At 60.7% G+C, this 19,288-nt stretch carries 13 protein-coding genes; 8 read left to right on the top strand and 5 right to left on the bottom strand.

Annotation, left to right across the window (positions count from 1 at the left end; translation table 11 throughout):
• Nucleotides 1–157 precede the first annotated feature (157 nt).
• The 4 genes from VFW72_RS13780 to VFW72_RS13765 all read right to left on the bottom strand — a co-directional run bounded on the left by VFW72_RS13780 (nt 158) and on the right by VFW72_RS13765 (nt 6,534).
• Nucleotides 158–832, bottom strand: a complete 675-nt coding sequence (locus VFW72_RS13780; RefSeq protein ID WP_329674871.1) for a hypothetical protein — start codon at nt 830–832, stop codon at nt 158–160.
• Nucleotides 829–2,511: a hypothetical protein gene (locus VFW72_RS13775; RefSeq protein WP_329674870.1), complete on the bottom strand. Its 1,683-nt coding sequence runs from the start codon at nt 2,509–2,511 to the stop codon at nt 829–831. The genes VFW72_RS13780 and VFW72_RS13775 overlap by 4 nt, the downstream gene beginning before the upstream one ends.
• Nucleotides 2,508–5,723: a type VI secretion system Vgr family protein gene (locus VFW72_RS13770; protein ID WP_329674869.1), complete on the bottom strand. Its 3,216-nt coding sequence runs from the start codon at nt 5,721–5,723 to the stop codon at nt 2,508–2,510. Before VFW72_RS13770 ends, VFW72_RS13775 begins: the two co-directional genes overlap by 4 nt.
• A 109-nt stretch (nt 5,724–5,832) precedes the next feature.
• Entirely contained in the window at nt 5,833–6,534 is a 702-nt protein-coding gene (locus VFW72_RS13765; RefSeq protein ID WP_329674868.1) for a hypothetical protein, read from the bottom strand.
• A 123-nt stretch (nt 6,535–6,657) separates the two neighbouring features.
• Between VFW72_RS13765 and VFW72_RS13760 the strand changes: the two genes are divergently transcribed.
• From VFW72_RS13760 to VFW72_RS13730, 7 genes are all read left to right on the top strand, one after another.
• A complete protein-coding gene (locus VFW72_RS13760; RefSeq protein WP_414638812.1) occupies nt 6,658–7,503 on the top strand; it encodes a M15 family metallopeptidase in 846 nt (281 codons plus the stop codon).
• Between the two features lie 117 nt (nt 7,504–7,620).
• Nucleotides 7,621–7,887, top strand: a complete 267-nt coding sequence (locus VFW72_RS13755) for a PAAR domain-containing protein (RefSeq protein WP_329674866.1) — start codon at nt 7,621–7,623, stop codon at nt 7,885–7,887.
• A gap of 53 nt (nt 7,888–7,940) precedes the next feature.
• The gene (locus VFW72_RS13750) at nt 7,941–9,473 is read left to right on the top strand and encodes a hypothetical protein (protein WP_329674865.1); all 1,533 of its coding nucleotides are present in this window, start codon (nt 7,941–7,943) and stop codon (nt 9,471–9,473) included.
• 16 nt (nt 9,474–9,489) lie between these two features.
• The gene (gene tssM / locus VFW72_RS13745; RefSeq protein WP_329674864.1) at nt 9,490–13,341 is read left to right on the top strand and encodes a type VI secretion system membrane subunit TssM; all 3,852 of its coding nucleotides are present in this window, start codon (nt 9,490–9,492) and stop codon (nt 13,339–13,341) included.
• On the top strand, nt 13,338–14,321 hold the full coding sequence (gene tagF / locus VFW72_RS13740) for a type VI secretion system-associated protein TagF (RefSeq protein WP_329674863.1): 984 nt from the start codon (nt 13,338–13,340) through the stop codon (nt 14,319–14,321). Before tssM ends, tagF begins: the two co-directional genes overlap by 4 nt.
• Nucleotides 14,311–15,081: an OmpA family protein gene (locus VFW72_RS13735; RefSeq protein WP_329674862.1), complete on the top strand. Its 771-nt coding sequence runs from the start codon at nt 14,311–14,313 to the stop codon at nt 15,079–15,081. Before tagF ends, VFW72_RS13735 begins: the two co-directional genes overlap by 11 nt.
• Before the next feature lie 105 nt (nt 15,082–15,186).
• Nucleotides 15,187–17,271 carry a hybrid sensor histidine kinase/response regulator gene (locus VFW72_RS13730; RefSeq protein WP_329674861.1) on the top strand — a complete coding sequence of 695 codons (2,085 nt, stop codon included), beginning with the start codon at nt 15,187–15,189 and terminating at the stop codon, nt 17,269–17,271.
• 7 nt (nt 17,272–17,278) lie between these two features.
• Here the strand turns inward: VFW72_RS13730 and tssA are convergent, their stop codons facing one another.
• The gene (gene tssA, locus VFW72_RS13725) at nt 17,279–18,364 is read right to left on the bottom strand and encodes a type VI secretion system protein TssA (RefSeq protein ID WP_329674860.1); all 1,086 of its coding nucleotides are present in this window, start codon (nt 18,362–18,364) and stop codon (nt 17,279–17,281) included.
• Between the two features lie 146 nt (nt 18,365–18,510).
• Here tssA and VFW72_RS13720 point away from each other — a divergent pair, with 146 nt between their 5' ends.
• A complete protein-coding gene (locus VFW72_RS13720; RefSeq protein ID WP_329674859.1) occupies nt 18,511–19,287 on the top strand; it encodes a TonB family protein in 777 nt (258 codons plus the stop codon).
• Nucleotide 19,288: the final 1 nt, after the last annotated feature.

Here is a 19,288-nt window from a genome sequence, read left to right as displayed (position 1 = left end):
CTTGTGCAGGCACCGCGGGATCAATATGGTGCCTGCTTACGGCTGCCGGTCGAATTCATTACCTCCTGCACTCATCTCTGGTGAGTGAAGGTTGGCGATCAATTCGACATTGTCGTCGCAGTATTCTGTTGGTATCTTGGGAGACTTTTCTAGCGCGTCATCCAAGAGGGTTAGGGTTTTCCGACAAAAGCACGGGAGAGCCTGACTGCTTCACATACTCGATTGCCCTTTTCTTGTCAGCGAGGTCGCCCCCTCTTAGTTTGAGGTAGAGAGACTTGTACGTTGGATCGGCGATATCGAGCTTGAATCCAAATATTGCTAAGAATTTTTCTGTTGCAGCAGCAAGAGCCAAGCGATCAGTCTCAGTAAACAAGACGCCTTCTAAAGCAGACACCGCTTCCAGCGAAGTGGGTGTGAACGGCAGTGCTTGAGACGCTTTGGCTCGCACGTTGGGAAATGCACTGCCACAATAACTTGCAAGTTGCTTGAGTGCCTCCGAGTTGGGGCATTCAGCGCAAACAAATTGAAGCATTGTTACTCGACAAGACTCAATGGCACTTCGTGTTGCTGCATATGGCGACTGTTCGGGTTCTTTCTCGAGTTCAATTTTGAAGGCAGCAACTGCCTGTTGCGGATCGAGAAGATACATTCCAATTATTTGATCTTCCGATTCTTTGAAGTTTTTCTCAAGGAAAATCCATGCCGAGCGTTTTTCGTCTGGGGTCAGGTCATTAAAGTATGATGAGTCTAGGCCGTTCAAACGTTCTGGGCCAGTTTTGTTGAAGAACTCAACAATTCTTGTCAATCCCGGAGTGTGTTGATTTGTGCTCATGGCATGATTCCTTTGATATTCAGCAGATCAGCCACTTCATTCTTATCAATGCGTACGATATTGCCTGCGTCATCCAGCATATTCATTTTAATTCCAGAGACTTCGCCTGTAAACATCTTGTCGCTGATGACAGGTTTTTCAACATTTTGCCAAAGCGTGTACGGACTTTTGAGTTTGTCAGCCGTTTGTACAGTGTTGACCTCGCCATAGGCTCCCTCTGCATACTGACGCGAAGCACCTGCCCATAGATCCCGAGCATGGGGTGGTTCACCAGTTCTGGCGTCCCACGCGTAGCCACTGTTTACTTCCTCCCAGCCGTCAATGATGCGGCCACCACTTGTAGTTTCAAGCGTAACGCCACCCATTTGCTCAGCGTATTTTTGTGCAGCCTTAGGGTCTCCTGACCAAAAGACTGCTCCGTCTTTGGGTGAAGAAACATCCAGGCGTTTAATCACCTCATCCCAGGAGTCATTCGGATGCTTTGGCAAATGCGGGCGAAGAATTGAGCGCGCTTCTTCAATCTTGGCTGCAGCGAGTGCTTCATTTCCAGCTTTTCTTGCTGCGGCTGCCTCTTCAGAAAGTTGAGTTATCCGAGCCTTGTCGGCCATTGCCAAAGCATCTGCAGTTGAGCGGGCTTTGGTGTTCTCGGTCTCTTGTGCCTTCTTAGGTGGCTCGGGCCTCTCCTTCTTGGGGGGCGGTGGCTCAGTTGGAGTCTTCGTTTCAGGCTTGTGGCCTGTCTTTGCTGACGCTGGCTTTGCCTCGACCTGCTTGATTGGGCGGCTTGCCGTATCAGCTATTTCTTGTTTCATTGGTGTGGCAGCAATCGGCTTCTCAGCCTTCACGCCACTGGCAACGGTATGTGCGTCATGCTCTACGCTTTGAGCCAGCATTTTCGACAGCCGAGCATCCAGTTCCGCCAGTGCAAGAGGAATTTTCTTGACTGCATCTCTTTGCAGGCCATAGAAGGCGGCTTCCCAGCCAGCCAGCTTGGCAACGGCGGCCTTGGCTTCAGCAATGGTCGACGAGTTCTTGACAGCGTCAAAATGATTGCGCAGCCAACTCATCGTGCTGCTCTTGTCGAGCGCGTTAAGTCCTTGTTCCAGGTGCAATCGCGTGGCCTTGCACATGCCGATCAATGGATCGGTCACTTTCGTGAGTGCCTGAATGATGGCCTTTTCGTAGCGGACGAACTTGACAGCCTTCAGAAAGGTCATGATGTTGCCGGTCACGAACTTCTGCAGGAACTTCACGATCTCCATGAGTTCGGCGGCTTCGCGCGCCAACATCAGCATGACTGCACGTAACGCAGCACCCAGTTCAGAGCCGGCGATGCCGCCCACGACTGCTCCGACGCCGGCGAACAGAGCTCCGCCAGCGGCCATGGCCAGAGGCAAGGCAATGGTGATCAGGCAGGCACACAGAACGATCCATTCCGTCACGTGTTCGCGGCGCTCAGGATGTTTTGCCAAACGCAACGAGACCGCAACGGCGTCGCGTGCGCTGGTCACGATGACTACGCCAGGCACGAATGTCACCAGCATTTCAGTGATCAGTACTGACAGGGGGCGATTGTCTTGAAACTCGCCGAGGATCAAAGATTTGACCCAATCCCAACCGCCTACTGCGGACGCCCAAGCTTCGTCTGCAGCGCTTTTTACTGATTCGACAACGGCGCTCATGAGCGCTCCCCTGTGTTTGTATTTTGCGCAGTTGGTGGTGTCCAACTGATCAGGTCATGCACGTCATCGTCCATCTCAGCGGAAACGAGGGATTTTGCTGGGTTGGGATCTTTGACGTATTGAATCTTGGCTGTGGTGCCGGGCCGCAGGCCGCTGATTCGCGCATAGCCTTCAGCGTCCAGAGCGCCAGATCGAACCGATCCGTCGCTTAGCGTTGCCTTGTATTCCACGCCGGGTAGCGGCTGCCCCCACTCCGTCATGTATCGGAATTCCATTTCGGTGTCTTTCAGCGAGGACGAGGGCATGTGCGGCATGGTGTGGCTTTGTGTCCCGCCCCCCACCATCGACTTCTTCCCTGCCTGCACCATGATCTTGCCCGGTGCTTGCGCTGTGAAGCTGCCTCCCTCAATCGTGATGCTGGCCCCACCGCTCACTGCCAGCGTCACCTTCTTGGCCGCCGCAATGTTGATGGCGCCATTGGCCGACTTGATCTCCAGCGCGGCCTTGGATGCAATCTGCGCAGGGCCAGCCTGGGCTTGCATGTCAATGTCGCCTTGTGCGGCAATCAGGCTCAAGCCTTTGCCTGCAGCTTCGTTCCCTGCCTGAATGGCCCCCGCCAAAATGCCAATAGCCTGACCCGTGTGAACACGCGCTTGGCCGCCTGCTGCGATCTGGCTGTCTTGCCCGCTGGCGATCTGGGTGGTGTCGTTGGCGGACAGGATCAGGTCTTGCCCGGCGGTGATGCCGACACCCGCTTTGCCCACGATGGCAATGTTGGCGTCTTCCATGTGGGGCAGTTGATCTTGTTCGATCGTGTGGCCCAGGTTCTGCGGCAACTTGGCGTGTTCACCTTGCGCGCTGGCCAGGGCCACGGTTTGGTGGGTGCCTGCGGCTTGGTTGAAGGTGGTGGCCAGTTGTTGTGCCTGCTTGGCCAAGGCCATGCCGGGGGCGTTGTCGCCTGCGGGCTCGGCTGTTTGGCCTGCACCGCCACCCAGACCAAAGCTGGTCAGCATCACGCCGCGTGCCGCTCGCAAACCACCCCAGGCGTCGGTGCGCAATTCGAAGCCAATGCCTCGGAAGCTGCCTCGGTGGTTGTCGGCCTGGTGCAGCAGGTGGCCCATTTGCAGCCAGGTCTGGCTTTGGGTGGTGTGCAGTTGGGTGCGCAACTGATTCGGGGTGTCGTCCAGCACCAGCTGGTTGTAGCCCTGGCCGCCCAGCTCTTTGCTTTTGATGCCGCTCAGTGCGGCGGCGTTGTTCTGTCCAGCTTGGCCGTCTTGCGCTGCACCTGCGGCCGCGCCGTGCCAGGCGGGGCTGTTGCCGCCTGTGCCACTGTTGATGAGGTTGGCTTGGGCGCTGGGGTGGTGGTCGGCGCTGTCGGCAAATGCACTGGTGTCAGCGGCTTGGTTCTGTCCGCCAGGTGTGGGGGGCGTACCGCCTTCGCCTTGGCCGTTGTAGAGGCTGGCCAGCACGAAGGGCTGATCCATGTCGTTGTTGATGAATCCCACCAGCACTTCTTGCCCAATGCGGGGAATGAATTGCTGGCCCATGCCTGCACCGGCGCTTCTTTGCATGACCCGCATCCAGCAACTGTGGTCGCTGTTGGCGCGTTGTGGCGCAAACGGATTGGCTTGCCAATGGAACTTCACGCGCACGCGCCCCAGCCGGTCGGTGTGGATCTCGTCAGCCCCGCTGGCGCTGGTGCTGCCGTTGGGGCCGACCACGATGGCGGTCTGTGGGCCCCAGGCGGTGGCGCGCGGGCGGGGCCGCAAGCCGGTGCCGTCCATCAACACGGTGCGCCAAGGCACGTTGCGTCGAATGGCTTCAAACTGATTGGCAAAGCCGCTCTGGGCCGCCTTGGTTTGCAGCGAGGTGGTGTCCACATCGTGGCGTTCAAAGATGCCGCTGTCTCGGGTGGCTTGCAGCAAGGCTTGCAAGGGGCCCACACCCAGGGTCTTGGCAATGGTGTCGCTCAAGTCCTTGGGCAGGTTGTTGATGCCCATGGCGCGCACGGCGGTCACAAAAAACGCTTTGTCTTCGTCGTGCGGGTTGATGCTGTCGAGTGTGGATTGGCTCAAGCCAAACCAGGTGCCCGCACGCAGTGTGCGCACAGTGCCTTCGCCCATCCATAGCTTCAAGCGCGCTTCGCGGGCCTGTTGCATGGTGGTGGCCGCAAAGTGGGCCTGGGCGGGGTGGCTGCAGAGGCCATCGGCCACGGGGTCGTAGCTGGTCAACCAGTTTTGCAGGGCGCTGGCTTCCTTGCCGCCCCATTGGTGGTCGGTGGGCACGTCGGCCACGATGGCTCGGTTAGATTCGTAGTCCCACCCCAGTACGGTGGTGCCCATCGAGCCCCCTGCTTGCCCCAGCTGGCGCCAGGCGCCCAAGGCCTGGATGCTGTCTTGTTCTTCCTGGCTGCTGCTGCGGTGGAAGCGAATGCCTTTGCCGCCGAGGGCTGTGCCGCTGGTGGGGTCTTGCGGTTGGTTCAGGCTGTTGGCAAAGATGACCACGGTGTGGCCGCCGGGGGCTGCCGTGTCTTCTTCAACGCGCCAGCTCAACCCCTCTTCGGCCAGCAAGCGTTGGACAAAGTCCAGGTCTGACTCGCGGTACTGCACGCAGTACTTGCGCGAGCCGCCTGTGGGGCCGTGCAAGCCGTTGGCCACATGCTGGGCCACGTCGTCGTCCCAACGCCAAGCCGCAATGCTGGCGTGGTCGGCGAACACGTCTTCCACAATCTGAATGATTGACTGTTCTTGCCAGACTCGGCTGTTGAGGGTGTGGCCCAACAGGGCCATCCACGGCTGCACCAACAAAGATTTACGAGCCAGGCCTCCATCGCTGTCGAGCGACTGGGCTTCGGTCACATAACCACTTCGGCGGTGCGTGCTGCCATCTGCCAGCGCGGTGACCAAAGTGATGGGGCGAGCGTAGAGCTGTTTGAGTTCGACTTTGGTGTTGAGCACCAGCGTCTGGATGTGCAGCGAGAAGGGTTGTGACACACCCTCGGTCAGCACAAAGCTTTCCACCATCAAGTCAGCAGGCAGAGGGCGCTCAGCGCTGGTCGACTCCAGGGTGTAGAGCCGCTTGTCGGTGCGCCACTGGTCAACCAGATCGCCCAACAACTGGTGCAGTGCCGATTGCAGCTTGTTCAGAGCCAGATCTTTGGCGGACGACAAAGCCGAAGAGGCGCCCGATAGCGCCATGGAGGCCAAACTCATGCCGAGTATCCCTGAGTGTCTTTATGAATGAATCCGCCGATTTTGACGGCTGACACCTTGGGAGCAGGCACCCATGTTGGGGGATTACGCAACCAGGGGTAACAGGCGCTCAGGGGCGAGTAGGAGCGGTCGCGGGGCGCGAGCTGGCATGGGACATCACGGCTTCAATCAGCTGAACATCACGATCATTGCGAGAAGAGCGTGCTGGCTTGGGCTGCACCGTGGCGCGGGCCGCCTGCACACGTGGCTTGGCTGCTGGCGCACTGGCGACTACCACTGTGGCATGAGATGCCGCCACGGGAGCCGGCGCGGGCGCAGCCGCCAATGCCGCAGTGGCGAGCGCAGCCAAGGGATCTCGAGGAGCCTGGGCTGACGTGGTCGAGTCTGGCGCGGCAGGTGCCGCTGGTGTAGAGGGAGGCTCGGATGCTGAACCAACAGGCGCCATCGCCACAGCCGAATCGGGTGCGGAGGCAGAAAGGGGTGAGGCGACAACGGCAGATGCCGGTGCTGCTGCAGGCATCACCGTGGTGAGCTGGGCTTCAGGGCGGGGGGCGGCGGGAGGCTTCTGGTTCACCACCGTCAGCACGAAGCCTGCCAGCAATGTCACGGCCCCCAAGCCCATCAAGGCGATCAGCAAGCGGCTCGGACCCGCCGACTGACGTTTGGCAGATGGCCCCTTACGTGCGGGGCGTTGAGAGCGCCGCGTGGACTCTAGCGTCGATAGAATCCGCACCCGCTGGGTATCTGACCCTGGATCAGTGCCATCCTCCATGCCCGCAAACAAACTCGGGCGGCCCTGGTCGTGGCTCACGGTCGTACTCCCTCAATCCAATTTTTGTATGTGTGTGCAAGTCGGCGCATTCTACGGAGTCAATTCGATCCCAAGCTGCTTGCCGCATCGGGATTGCAATCAATCGTTACAGGAACCCAAGTGATTGCGTGGATCTGGTTGGTATTCGTACTGGGCGTGTGTGGGCTGGCCTTGGCTGTGTTCCCGCACTGGCGCCATGCTTTGCTGACAGGTTTGCGTGGCAAGTGGTCGGGCGTGCGCCGCACACAACTGCACTGGTCTGGAAAGGCTCAGCAAACAGGGCGGGCCATGGTGGTGGGCACTGCGCAAGCTGCATCGGGTTGGGGGCGGCAGGCTCGTGATCAGTGGCGCTGGGTGGCCCTCATCTCGGCGGTATTGTTTGTGCCGGCAGGGCTGACGTGGTGGTGGGCTTTTTTCCAAGGGCGCGATCTCGATGCCTTTGACGATCGCATTGAGCCTGGCAACCACCAGGTGGCTCAGCTACTGAAGGGCGAGCATCTGGTGCCGCCGCCTCCGTTGCCGCCTGACGTGTTCGCCACCGCCGAAGTCGAACAAGTTCGCCCGATGCTGTCCACGGCAGACCGCCGTTGGGATCAGATGGACGAAGCCTTTGTTCAGCGCTTGCTGATGGTGTTCAAGATCATGCGTGAGGAGCATGGCTATGACATGGCCTTGTTGGAGGGCTATCGCAGTCCTGAGCGCCAGAACATGCTGGCAGCCAAGGGTGCCCACGTGACCCAGGCCAAAGCCTGGCAAAGCTATCACCAGTACGGGCTGGCGGCCGACTGCGCCTTCATGCGTGCGGGCAAGTTGGTGATCTCTGAGCGTGACCCTTGGGCCATGCGCGGCTATGAGTTGTTCGGCCAAGTTGCCGAGCAAATCGGGCTGACCTGGGGTGGGCGCTGGCAGATGCTCGATCTGGGGCATGTGGAATGGCGCCGCCCTGGGGTGAAACAGGCCGTTCGCTGAACCTGGCTTTGACACAGACGGTAACAGTCTTTGACCGCGTCCCGTTAGACTCCGCCCCGCGTCGGGATAACCCGAGCGCGAACAAAAAGAATCAAGCTATCAGGGAGTTGCGGCGCCATGGGACGTCCGTTCATCGTATTGGGTGACAGCACCGATCATGGGGGAACCGTGATCGAAGCATCGGGCGTGACCGACACCAATGGCAAGCGCATTGCCCGCGTGGGCGACAAAGTGTCTTGCCCCATCAAGTACCACGGTAATTCGGTCATCGTCAGTGGTGATCCGACCATGATCATCGATGGCAAGCCTGCAGCACGGCATGGCGACAAGTGCTCGTGTGGGGCAACTTTGATCGCCGCGCAGGCGGTGTCCACCGGCCAGTGAGTCCCGGCGCCAGCCTGGGGGCTGGATGTCGGTGTTGAGCAAGCAGTTCAGGCATGACCCGATTTCTGAAAATCTTCCTGTTGTGGTTCGTGGTGGGCGCCATGGTGTGGCTGTTCACCCTGTGGCACTGGCAGCAAACCGCGCGCGATGTCGATTTGTTCGACATCGTGGCCTACCTGCTCGGCCTGCCTACTGCATTGGTGCTGGGCTGGGTGCTGATGCTGTGGGGCATCAAGAAGCTGCGCGAGCGTGCATCGCAAAGTTCCCAATCCGCACCTCAAGGGGAGGTCGTTACATCTGGGGTTAGCTCAGATGCCGATCTGCGTCAGGCTTACACCGTGGTGCTGGGTGCAGCCGTTCATTCACGAGTCGGGGCAGATGCCTTGTCGAGCTGGAGCGAGTTGCAATCAGGCAAGACACGGCCCGATCTGGACGCCCATCTTCAAGACTTCGACGGCCTGCCTGTGTTCTCGGCTCGGGTGTCGGAGTTGGCGGTGGAAGACCATGACGACGAGGCAGAGCCTGACGAGGCGAGTCCCGGTATGGCCGCGCGCCGTGCCTGGGCCCTTCTGCGTGAGCCTTGTGATCAACTGGCTGAGACATGGCTTCACGTGGCTGAGCAACTCGGCGCAGCTGCATCGGGTGCCGATGACACTGCGGACTCCGCTGGCTGGGCAGAGGGGGGCAAGACGTATCTGTCAGGGGTGGCTCGTCCAGCCCCCCAAGGCGATCAGGCCAAGCCCAGCCCAGTTCAGTGGTGCGTGCGCGTGTTGATGCCTGCCAGCTGGTCGAAGGTCGATCAGGACTGGCTGGCGGAGTCGCTGCGCGAACGCTTGGCCGATGTGACCGCACAGTTGGAGGCGCAAGGCATTGCTGCACCTCAGTGGATCGTGACGCCTCCCCAGACACCTGAAGCGTGGTGGTCCGCTTACGACGAACAGGTCCGCCTGTGGGCCAGAGAGGGCTCAGCTCAGGCGATGTTCATCCTCGCGGTGGACAGCGCGTTGGACGAAGACACGGTGGCGCATTGGCAGTCGATTGGCGAGTTGTTCACCTCTCAACACCAGACCGGACGCATTCCGGGCGAAGCGGCAGCCGGCTTGCTGGTGGCCAGCCCCGCGCTGGCGGCGCGCCTGGACCGTGAAAGCCTCGATTTGCCCCCTTTGCGTCTATCTAGGCCGGTTCATTTGCGCCGCGACAAGTCAGCTGACGCGCTCGGGCGCGTCGGAGCGACCGTGTTGACCGACGCTCTGAATCAAGCCATGACGGTGTCCAGGCTGATGCCGTCGCCTGCGCTCATCATCGTCTCTGACGCGGATCACCGGGCCAGTCGCACCTCCGAGTTGTTCGAAGCTCTGCGGGCTGTGGCACCCGAGTTGGACCCGATGCTCAACGTGGCCCGGGCGGGCGAAGCGCTGGGCGATGTGGGTGTGGCGCGTTCCTTGTTGCCTGCCGCGCTCAGTTGTGCGGCGGTGTGGTCTTCCGAAGGTGAGGGCGTAGCCCTGGCCGCGCATGTGCAGTCTCCGCATGACCGGGTGGTCTTGGCCGTCAGTGCCTGGCCTTCGGTCGATGCGGTGTCTGCGTGATTGTTGGGATTCGAGTATGCAAAGAGTTTGGCAGTTTCTTTTGGACCCTCGTGTCTTGACCGTGCTGGGGCTGGCCGCCTTGGCCACCTTCCTGTTCGTGGGGGCCGATGCGCTGAAGCTGGGGCTGATCTGGGCCGTGGTGTTGCTGGCGGTGTGCGGCCTGATCTGGTTGGGTGTGTGGCTTTACAAGCGCAGGCAGGCCAGCCAGGCCGGGCAGGAGTTGGAGGCAGCGATCAATGCCGATGCCGATCGCGCCGTGGCTTCTGCCTCGCCTGACAAGAAAGATGAAGTGCAGGCCGTGCGTGAGCGCATGGCCGAGGCCGTCAAGCTCATCAAGACCTCCAAGCTAGGCGAGACCTCGGGGGCAGCTGCCTTGTATGAACTGCCTTGGTATGCCGTGATCGGCAACCCTGCCGCCGGTAAGAGCTCGGCCGTGGTCATGTCCGGCCTGAAGTTTCCCTTCTCGGACAACACCGACCACGTCATTCAGGGCATTGGTGGTACGCGCCATTGCGATTGGTACTTCACCACTGAAGGCATTCTGCTGGACACGGCCGGACGTTACTCCGTGCACGAGGAAGACCGCAGCGAGTGGCTGGGCTTCCTGTCCTTGCTCAAGAAGAACCGACCCAAGGCGCCGCTCAATGGCGTCATCATCGCCGTGAGCGTGGCTGAGTTGGGCGGCAACAAGCCTGAGTTTGCCATTGACCTGGCGCGCAAGCTGCGCCAGCGTGTGCAAGAGCTGACCGAGAAGCTGGAAGTCTTTGCGCCGGTCTACATCGTCTTCACCAAGGCCGACCTCATTGCCGGTTTCGTTGATTTCTTCGAAGACCGTGACCGTGCCGAGCGTGACAAGGTCTGGGGCGCCACCCTGCCGTATGACATCGCGACCAAGGCCGATGCCGTGGCGCAGTTCGATCGCCATTTCGACGAGTTGTTTGATGGCTTGAAAGAGGCCTCGGTGGCACGCATGTCGCTGCATCGCGGTGAGCAACTGCCGCCCGGGGTGCTCACCTTCCCTCTGGAGTTCGCGGCGTTGAAGCCCGCTTTGCGCACGTTCATCACCACGCTGTTTGAGGACAACCCCTATCAGTTCCGCCCAATCTTCCGTGGTTTTTACTTCACCAGTGCGGTTCAGGAAGGACAGTCCACCAGTCGCGCCAGCGAACGGGTCGCCAGTCAGTTTGGTTTGCAGTTGCAGCCTGGCACGGCTGCGGCTGTCTATTCCAAGAGTGGATTCTTCCTCAAGGAGTTGTTTTCCAAGGTCATCTTCGCTGACCGCCAATTGGTACAGCAGTACACCAGCCGCAACAAATTGAGGCTGCGCTACGCCACCTTCCTCGGCGGGGTGGTGTTGTTGGGCGCCTTGCTGGCTGCGTGGACCTGGTCTTACATGGGCAACCGCCAGTTGGTGGCTCATGTGCAGGCTGACCTCATCAAGGCCAAGCAGGTGCAGGAGGGGCGAGTCGATCTGCAGTCGCGTTTGGAAGCGCTCGAAATTCTGCAAGACCGTCTGGAGCAGTTGCAGCGTTATCGTGATGCTCGCCCGTGGTCGCTGGGCCTGGGGCTGTATCAAGGTGACGCCATCGAGGCCCGTGTGAAGGAAGAGTATTTCCTGGGCCTGCAAGCGGTGCTGTTGAAGCCGGCAGGCCAGGCCATGGCCAGCTACCTGGCTGAAGTGAATGCCCATGCTGCCGAGTTGAAGCCGTTGAGCCGTGTGGCCGATACCGCGCCAGCCGCTGCAACCGCAGCTGCTAGCGCACCGGCGGCCGAGCAGTCGGCTGACACGGGCTACACCAAGGCGTCAAGCACCAATGTGACCGAGGCCTATAACGCGCTGAAGGCCTACCTGATGCTGGGTGACCGCCAGCGCCTTGAGCCTGGGCACATGAGCGATCAGCTCACTCGTTTCTGGCGCAGCTGGTTGGAGGCCAATCGCGGCAACATGCGTCGCGAGCAACTGATTCAGAGCGCCGAGCGCATCATGTCTTTTGCGGTACAACGCATGACCGACCCGGCTTTCCCCGAGCAGGAACTCAATCTGTCCCTGCTTGATCAGACCCGGGAGAACCTGCGCCGCGTCATCAAGGGCATGCCCGCACGCGAACGCGTCTACGCTGAAATCAAAGCCCGTGCCGCTACACGCTACGCCCCTGTCACGGTGGTGAGTCTGGTCGGTGATGACGATCGCAACATCGTGGCCGGCAGCTATGCCGTGTCAGGCACCTTCACGCGTGAGGCTTGGGATGGCTATGTGAAGGACGCCATCAAGAATGCTGCCAACAACGAGCTGCAAACGACCGATTGGGTCTTGAAGACAGCGGCCTCGGATGACCTTACTTTGGAGGGCAGTCCTGAGCAGATTCAGAAGTCGCTGACCCAGCTCTACAAGACCGAGTACGCACAGGAATGGAAAAAATTCATTCAGGGCGTGACCGTGGTGGACTTTGCCAGCTTTGATCAGGCCGTGGCCGGCATGAACCGATTGGGTGACCCATCCGCATCGCCCCTGGGGCGCCTGATTTCCACGCTGTATGACCAGACCTCCTGGGACAATCCCTCTTTGCTCAACGACCGTCTGGCCGCGGGTAAGCGCACCTTCGTGGAGTGGTTCAAGCAGAGCTTGTTGGGCATGGCCCCGTCGCAGGTCAATGTGAACGTGAACGTGAGCACAGCCAGCCCCAGTATTCCGATGGGCCCGATTGGCAAGGAGTTCAATGGCCTGGCCAAGCTGATGCAGCCGCGCGAGGGCGGGGAGCCTTTGTTCAAGGCCTATCTGCAGTCTTTGAGCAAGGTGCGTGGGCGCTTCAATCAGATGAAGACCCAGGGCGACCCTGGGCCGGCCGCACGCAAGATGATGACGGAAACGTTCGAGGGCACTGGCGAATTGGCCGAGGCCTTGAAGATGGTGGACGAGCAGATGCTGACCGGTATGAGCGAAGCGACCAAGCAGGCTTTGCGTCCCTTGTTTGTGCGCCCCTTGATGCAGGCCTTCGGCGCGATCGTGCGTCCCGCAGAAGCCGAGTTGAACCGGGTCTGGATGGCTCAGGTCTACGACCCCTATCAGCGCAGTCTGGCCAGCAAGTATCCGTTTGACCGTTCATCCAGGGTCGAGGCCAGCCCGGGTGAAATCGCCAAGGTGTTTGGCGCCGAGGGGACGGTGGCCAAGTTCACCGAGCAGTCCTTGGGTGCTCTGGTGGTGCGTCGTGGTGATGTGGTCACTGCCAAGACCTGGGCCGACATGGGTGTGCGTTTGCGCCCTGAGTTTGCAGCCGGGCTGGGCATGTGGGTGGCACCTTTGGCCGGACAGGGGCCGGGTGGCGCTGCGGCGGCATCCGGCGGGGGCGGTTCGCCCGCGGCAGCGGCTGCCGAGGCGCAAACGGTTTTCCAGATGTTGCCGCTGGCCGCGCCGGGCCTGACTGAGTACACAGTGGACATTGATGGCCAGACGGTTCGCTATCGCAACGGCGCCGCGTCCTGGTCCCATTTCGTCTGGCCAGGGCCGGGCACGCCGGGCGTGAAGATCACGGGCGTGACCCACGATGGCCGATCGGTTGAATTCTTCAATGAGCCTGGCCGTTTCGGCCTGGAGAAGATGATCAATTCGGCGCAGCGCAAGAAGCTGGACGGCAATGTGTTCGAGTTGCGTTGGCCGCAGTCGAATGTGGCGGTGGCCGTGCAACTGCGCATTGTGTCGAACACGGCCGCAGCGCCCGCTGCGGCGCCTGCCACACCCCAGGCTGCAGGCAGCTCGCGTGATGCCGCTGCGCCAACGGTGGTGTCCAAGCCTGGTGCCTTGCCGGCCATCATCGTCGGTTCGGCCGAGGAGTCGGCGACCGCAGCGGGTACTGCGGGAGGGCAGCCATGAGTCAAGGCGTTCCACAAGCTGATCTGGTCTACTTTGGTAAGTTGCCGTGCCGCGGCGACTTCATTCGCAGTGCGCAGCATGCGCCATTGGTCGACAGCCTCGATCGATGGCAGAGCCAGTCGATGGATCGTCTGGCGGCTGACCCGCGCTGGAAGCTCATTTACGACGCGGCACCGGCAGTTCAGTTCGCCATCCTGGGCAACAAGAGCCCGGTGGGGCTGGCAGGCACTTGGCTGGCCAGTCAAGATGCTTCCGGGCGGCGTTTTCCATTTGTGCTGGGCGCCGCGTTTGATCTGCCCGATCCGCAGAGTTTTACGGCCGTCAGTCCTCTGGCCCTGGGGCGGCTGTGGGCCAAGCTGGACCAGACCACCCGCCAGGCATTTGCTTCGCCTGACCTGGAGCAGGTTCAGTCACAGATGACAGGGCAGATTGAATTCGATGCCTCGCGCCCTTCTTCTCGGGCTGGGTTGGTTGATTTTCTGGAAACCCATTCGGTCGCCAGCCTGGAGCAGATGCTGGCGGCTGCCGGCAACCGGATGTCGGTCAGACAAGCGGTTCTGGCTCTGGGTTTGTTGTTGCAGCCGGTGATGGCCCAAGGGCCGGCGAGGCTGACCCGCGCCTTGCGTTTTCCTTTGGTGCAGGACCGTCTTCTGCGCGCGCCGGTGGCCGCATTCTGGCTGTCGCTGGTCCATGGCTTCTTCCTGCGTCACGAGGTGGAGTGGGGCGTGTTCATGGTGACCAGCGATGGCAAGCCGTCCATGGTGTTGAGCTTTCAAGGCGCGTGTGCCAGCACGATGAATGCCTTGATGGACCCCGTGCAACTGCAGTCCCAGTGTGTGACCTTGGATGAGGCCGATTGGGTGGAGTCTGAGGTGGACGCCGATTACGGCCTGCGCAAGCTCTCGAACTATTTGAAAGACCCGGCCATGTCTTTGGCTCAGGCATTGAGAACGTATGAAGAGGTGTTCCTTGGTCAGTAAGCGTGGTGTGTCGGGGGCTGTGCTGGCTTGGGGGGTGTGCACCTCGGTGTGGGCGCAGACAGGGGGGGCGGCTCCGGTCGTGTTGCAGGGGCTGGTGCCTGACGACTCGTTTCGCGCAGCCGTTGTCGCCAGAGCCATGGCTCTGTTTGGACGTGAGCGTGTCCAGGACCGCCTGGTGACAGGCGGGGTCACGGCGTCAAACCAGTGGAAGCAGGACGTGGGCCGCCTCTTGCCTGCTTCGATCAAGCAGGTGACCAAGGGGCAGATCACCTTGGAAGGTCAGGTGGTGGAGGTGCGCGGCGAGGTGCCCAGCGAAGCGGTTCGCCAGCAGGTGATTGCCGATTTGAACCAGGCGGCCGCGGGGGCTTATTCGGTCAAGCACGCGCTCAAGGTGGTTGTCCCAGAGCAGGTCCTGATTGACCAGGCTTTGGCTAATCGTACGGTTGAGTTCGAGCCGGGTAGTTCGGTGTTGACGGCCGCAGGCGCGCGTTTGCTGGATGAGATGGCCAAAGCGCTGGCTCAGTTCAAAGGGCGCTCGTTCGAGCTGATTGGTCATACAGATGGCCACGGTGCGCGAGCCAGCAATCTGGCCCTGTCTCAAGCACGCGCCGAAGCGGTGAAAGCCTATCTGGTGAGCAAGGGGCTGTCGGCACAGAACTTGCGAACCAAGGGCATGGGCCCAGATCAGCCGATTGCCAGCAACACCACTGAGGACGGACGGGCACGCAACCGTCGGATTGAATTTAAGTTGATCATTTAACGAATTCCGATTTCCGGGCCATTCCCTAGGCCAGCCGGACCTAATTTGTGACACATTGTCATCTGTGAAAGGTGTGAGGGTATATTTCCCGCCTTTCACTGTGTCATGCGTCTCGGACGCCGAGATGGCAAGGTCATACCATCGGTCTGCCGTTGGGCCCCGGAGATCGATTTGCAGGATACGAGCAAGAACCCCCCGCATCAGGCTGCTACTCAGTCTGAAGATGTGGCTGTTCTGAAGGAACAACTGGCTTTGGCGCGTGCCGAGGCTGCGCGCTACAAGAATACTTTCGCACTGTCGGCGGTGGGGATGGCCCTGGTCTCGCTGGATGGGCGCTTTTTGCAGGTGAATGCGCGCTTGTGCGAGATCACCGGCTACGCTGCATCCGAATTGCTGGCCAGACGCTTTCGCGACATCACTTATGCCGATGACGTGATGGCCAGCGAGCGCGCGTCGCAAGATCTGATCAGTGGCCGGCTTTCGAATGTGAGGCTGGAAAAGCGCTATGTGCGGCCGGATGGCAAGAGCCAGTGGATTTCTCTGGCCGTTTCTTTGCTACGCGATTCGTCAGGGCTGCCCGAACAGTTCATGGCGATCATGGAAGACATCTCCGATCGCAAAGAGGCGGAGCAGACGCTCAAGGAGCGAGAGGCGCTGTTGAGCAGCATGGGGCAGTTTGTGCCCGGCATCATCCACAAGGTGGGGTACGACCAGGAAGGTCGAGCCAAGTTTCTGTATATCAGTGACCGCGCCATGGAGATGTTTCAACTCTCCCCGGAGGTCATGGCCAGCGATTACACGGCGCACCATCAGCGGGTTCATCCGGACGATCTGGCCTATGTGCGGCGTTTGGCCAAGAAGCCGCGCCTAGGCACGCCTTTGCAGCCGGTTGATTTCGAGTATCGTGTCATTCTGGAGGGCAAAGGCGTGCGCTGGTACGGCGGCCGGGCTTTGCCTCAGATCGAGTTGGATGGCAGCCTGGTCTGGTACGGGCACACGGCCGATATCACCGAGCACAAGTTGTATCAGGAGGCCCGGGTGGCTGCCCAGGTGGCTGACGCGGCCAATCGAGCCAAGAGCGAGTTTCTCTCGCGCATGAGCCATGAGTTACGCACGCCGCTGAATGCGGTCTTGGGTTTTGCCCAGCTGTTGCGCTTGGATCGCCAGCATCCTTTGACCGATGGCCAGCGATCGAAGGTGGAATTGATTGAGCGAGCCGGTGGCCATTTGCTCGGCGTGATCAGCGATGTGCTCGATCTGTCACGCATTGATTCCGGTAGCCTGCCGTTGTCGATCGAGCCGGTGGTGGTGGCCCATGTGCTTGACGAGGCCGTTTCGATGGTGGGGGCCGCGGCTCTGGATGCCGGGGTGGTGCTGGTTCCCGCTCAGGTCGCGCGTGGCATCAATGTGTTTGCCGATCGCTTGCGTTTGCGTCAGATCCTGGTGAACTTGTTGACCAATGCCATCAAGTACAACCGCCGAGGGGGGCGGGTATTGGTCTCGGTCTGGCGGGACGAAGGGCAAGATGTCTGCATTGAGGTCAGCGATACCGGCCGTGGTTTGAGCGCGGAGCAGTGTGCGCACTTGTTCGAGCCCTTCAACCGCTTGGGCGCTGAAACCACCGGCATCGAGGGGACTGGCATCGGCCTGGTGATCGTGCGCCGTCTGCTGGAGTTGATGCACGGCGCGATTGATGTCAGCAGTGAGGTCGGGGTAGGAACGCGCTTTGTGGTGCGCCTGCCGTGGGCAGAAATGCCCGAGGCTGACTGGGAACAGGGCGAGGTGTCGACGATTTCTGGCACGCTCAATGGCCCCGAAACCGGCTACACGGTGCTGTACGTGGAAGACAACGACGTCAACGTGGCGCTGTTCCGGCAGGTCATGTCCTTGCGTCCACAGTGCCGCCTGCTGGTCGCGCAAAGTGGACGGCAGGCGCTTGAGCTCGCGGGGCAGCATCGACCCGATCTGCTGGTGCTCGACATGCACTTGGGTGACATGACCGGGTTCGAGTTGGCTGAAGCCTTGGATCGGCATCCGAACACCGCCGGCCTTCCGCGTGTGGCCTTGTCGGCCGACGCGATGCCCGACACCATTCATGCCGCCAAGGCCAGGGGCTTTGCGGCATACCTGACCAAGCCTCTGGATGTGGTGGCGGTGTTGCGCTGTCTGGACGAGCTGATGCAGGTGTGAGGGCTGATCAGTAGCTTTGCTGCTGATCGTCCTCGGATTCGAGGCCCAGCAATTCCTGCAGATGCGACATGGCGCCTTGGTCTTTGATGACCTTGCGCAGCCATTCGTGCAAGGGCATCTCGCCCCATTTCACGGCTTTTTCGGCCAGGTAGGCGACAGGGCTGTGAGGCTCGGTGCGGCGGAAGTAGGCGGCAACTTCTCGCAGTTGTTCCAGTGCCTGAGCCCGGCTGCGCAGGGGGCCTCCACCGCGTGTTGGTGAGGCGTCAGCCCGGGGGGAGGTGTGGTCGTTTGGGTCGGTTGCCTCGGTCTCTTCGCTTGCGCTGGTGGCCTCGCTGTTTTCAAGCAGGCCGGCCTCGCGCGCCAGGCGCTCGAGGTCGTGCAGGGCTTGGCTCAGAGCCTCTTTGGCTGAGACGAAGCCAGGGCCATCATCACCCAGATGACCGTCAATGATTTCCTGCCAATTCAGCAACTCGGCTTGTGTTTCGCGCAAGGCCTCCAATTGGTCCCGCAGGGGCTCTCGTGGGGTCTCGTTCAGGGCCCGCTTGATCTGGTCGAGTGTGACCTTGTTGTCCTGTGCATCGTGCTGGCCATAGGCTGGGGTGCTGCCAGACTGGAGTTTGGCAGCGCGCCAATCTTGCAGGCTGTAGGCGGCGCCTTGACGGGACTTGATCACCGGACGCGTGTCGGCGAGGGCGACCACGCGCTGCAGCAGCCACGAAATGTTGCCAATGCGTTCGTCCATGTCGCCATCATCGGCCTGGGGGTAGAGGTCTTGCCAGTATTGGCGGCACAGGGCCGAGCACACCTTCAGGCCGTCTTTCAAGCCGACGTAGCCTTTGGTGAGGGCCAAGGCTTCAGTCAGCCACATGGCCAGGCGCAGATCCTTGGTGCGGTTTGTCAGCAGTTGGGTGCAAAGCTGAACGACGCCTGGCCAGTCGGCTACTTTGAGTGTGGTGACCCACTCACCCTGATCGAGGGTGGGGTCATCTTCGCGCCGCATTTCGGCGATTTGGTCAAATTCGGTCGAGAAAGACAAGTCCTCGCCACATGGCTGGTCGCCTGCGATGGGCGACAGCAAGGCTTCTTGATTCATGGCATCCCTGTTTACGTCTAGCTCTGCGATCATCCCACGAAGCCATCGGAGCTTCGGTGTGGCTCGCATCCCCTTACCGAGGGGAAACTGGATCAATTTGTAATGAGATTGATTCTCAATAGCAATTGTTTGCTAGAATTCTGGACATGGTCGCTTCTGTTTCGTTCGCCTCTTTGCCTGCCCTGACGGATCTTCCGCGTGATGTCAGCCAGTCGGTACGCTGGGGGCTGATTGGGGCTGTGGTCGCAGTGCATGCGGTGGTTGCCGCGCTGGTGGTGATGACCTCTCGCCAGGATGCGGTGCAGGGCGAGGTGGCCCCTATTTCTGTGTCGTTGTTGACCGAAACGCCGTCGGGGGAGCTGGTTCCCGCTGCGCCGGCTGTGGTTCGGCCCGCCACCGTTCCCCCCACTCAGAAGGCTGTCGCGCCTGTGCCGGCGCCACCGCTGCAAACCGTGCCCGTGCTTGCCGCCGCGGCTCCCGCACAGGCGCAAGACATGGTCGTGCCTGTTGCCCCTGCGGTGGTCGAAACCAAGGTCGCGGCAGACGCCCCCGTTGCGGCTCCTGCTGCTGCGCGGCCGGTTGCTGCCGCGTCGGCCGTGGCCGATTCCGGTGCGCAGTTGGTGCCAGCTCGCCCGGTTCAGCTCTCACACACCTCCGTGCGCTATCTCAAGCAGGTCGATCCAATCTATCCGAAGGCGTCCGAGCGCTTGGGCGAGTCGGGCACCACGTATTTGTCGGTGCTGGTCGATGAACATGGTCAGCCAGTCAGTGTGACTGTGAGCCAATCATCTGGCTATTCGCGGCTGGATGCCGCGGCACGAGATGCCGCGCTGCAATCCCGCTATGTGCCTTACACCACCAATGGGGTGCCGCAGCGTTTCGAAGTGCGGGCGCCGTATGTTTTCAAGCCTCCTGTCGAGTAAG

Origin of the sequence: Aquabacterium sp. (assembly GCF_036273115.1) — a bacterium.
In the GTDB taxonomy this organism is placed as follows: domain Bacteria; phylum Pseudomonadota; class Gammaproteobacteria; order Burkholderiales; family Burkholderiaceae_C; genus Aquabacterium.
The sequence above is the reverse complement of the archived record's forward strand: the minus strand, read 5'-3'. Positions and strand labels throughout refer to the sequence as shown.

What these genes read in the sequence shown, in the direction of transcription:
- VFW72_RS13720 (WP_329674859.1), top strand. Translation starts at nt 18,511, where the DNA reads ATGGTCGCTTCTGTTTCGTTCGCCTCTTTGCCTGCCCTGACGGATCTT.
- VFW72_RS13730 (WP_329674861.1), top strand. Translation starts at nt 15,187, where the DNA reads ATGCGTCTCGGACGCCGAGATGGCAAGGTCATACCATCGGTCTGCCGT.
- VFW72_RS13780 (WP_329674871.1), bottom strand. Translation starts at nt 832, where the DNA reads ATGAGCACAAATCAACACACTCCGGGATTGACAAGAATTGTTGAGTTC.
- VFW72_RS13750 (WP_329674865.1), top strand. Translation starts at nt 7,941, where the DNA reads ATGACCCGATTTCTGAAAATCTTCCTGTTGTGGTTCGTGGTGGGCGCC.
- VFW72_RS13770 (WP_329674869.1), bottom strand. Translation starts at nt 5,723, where the DNA reads ATGAGTTTGGCCTCCATGGCGCTATCGGGCGCCTCTTCGGCTTTGTCG.
- tagF (WP_329674863.1), top strand. Translation starts at nt 13,338, where the DNA reads ATGAGTCAAGGCGTTCCACAAGCTGATCTGGTCTACTTTGGTAAGTTG.
- VFW72_RS13775 (WP_329674870.1), bottom strand. Translation starts at nt 2,511, where the DNA reads ATGAGCGCCGTTGTCGAATCAGTAAAAAGCGCTGCAGACGAAGCTTGG.
- tssA (WP_329674860.1), bottom strand. Translation starts at nt 18,364, where the DNA reads ATGAATCAAGAAGCCTTGCTGTCGCCCATCGCAGGCGACCAGCCATGT.
- VFW72_RS13755 (WP_329674866.1), top strand. Translation starts at nt 7,621, where the DNA reads ATGGGACGTCCGTTCATCGTATTGGGTGACAGCACCGATCATGGGGGA.
- tssM (WP_329674864.1), top strand. Translation starts at nt 9,490, where the DNA reads ATGCAAAGAGTTTGGCAGTTTCTTTTGGACCCTCGTGTCTTGACCGTG.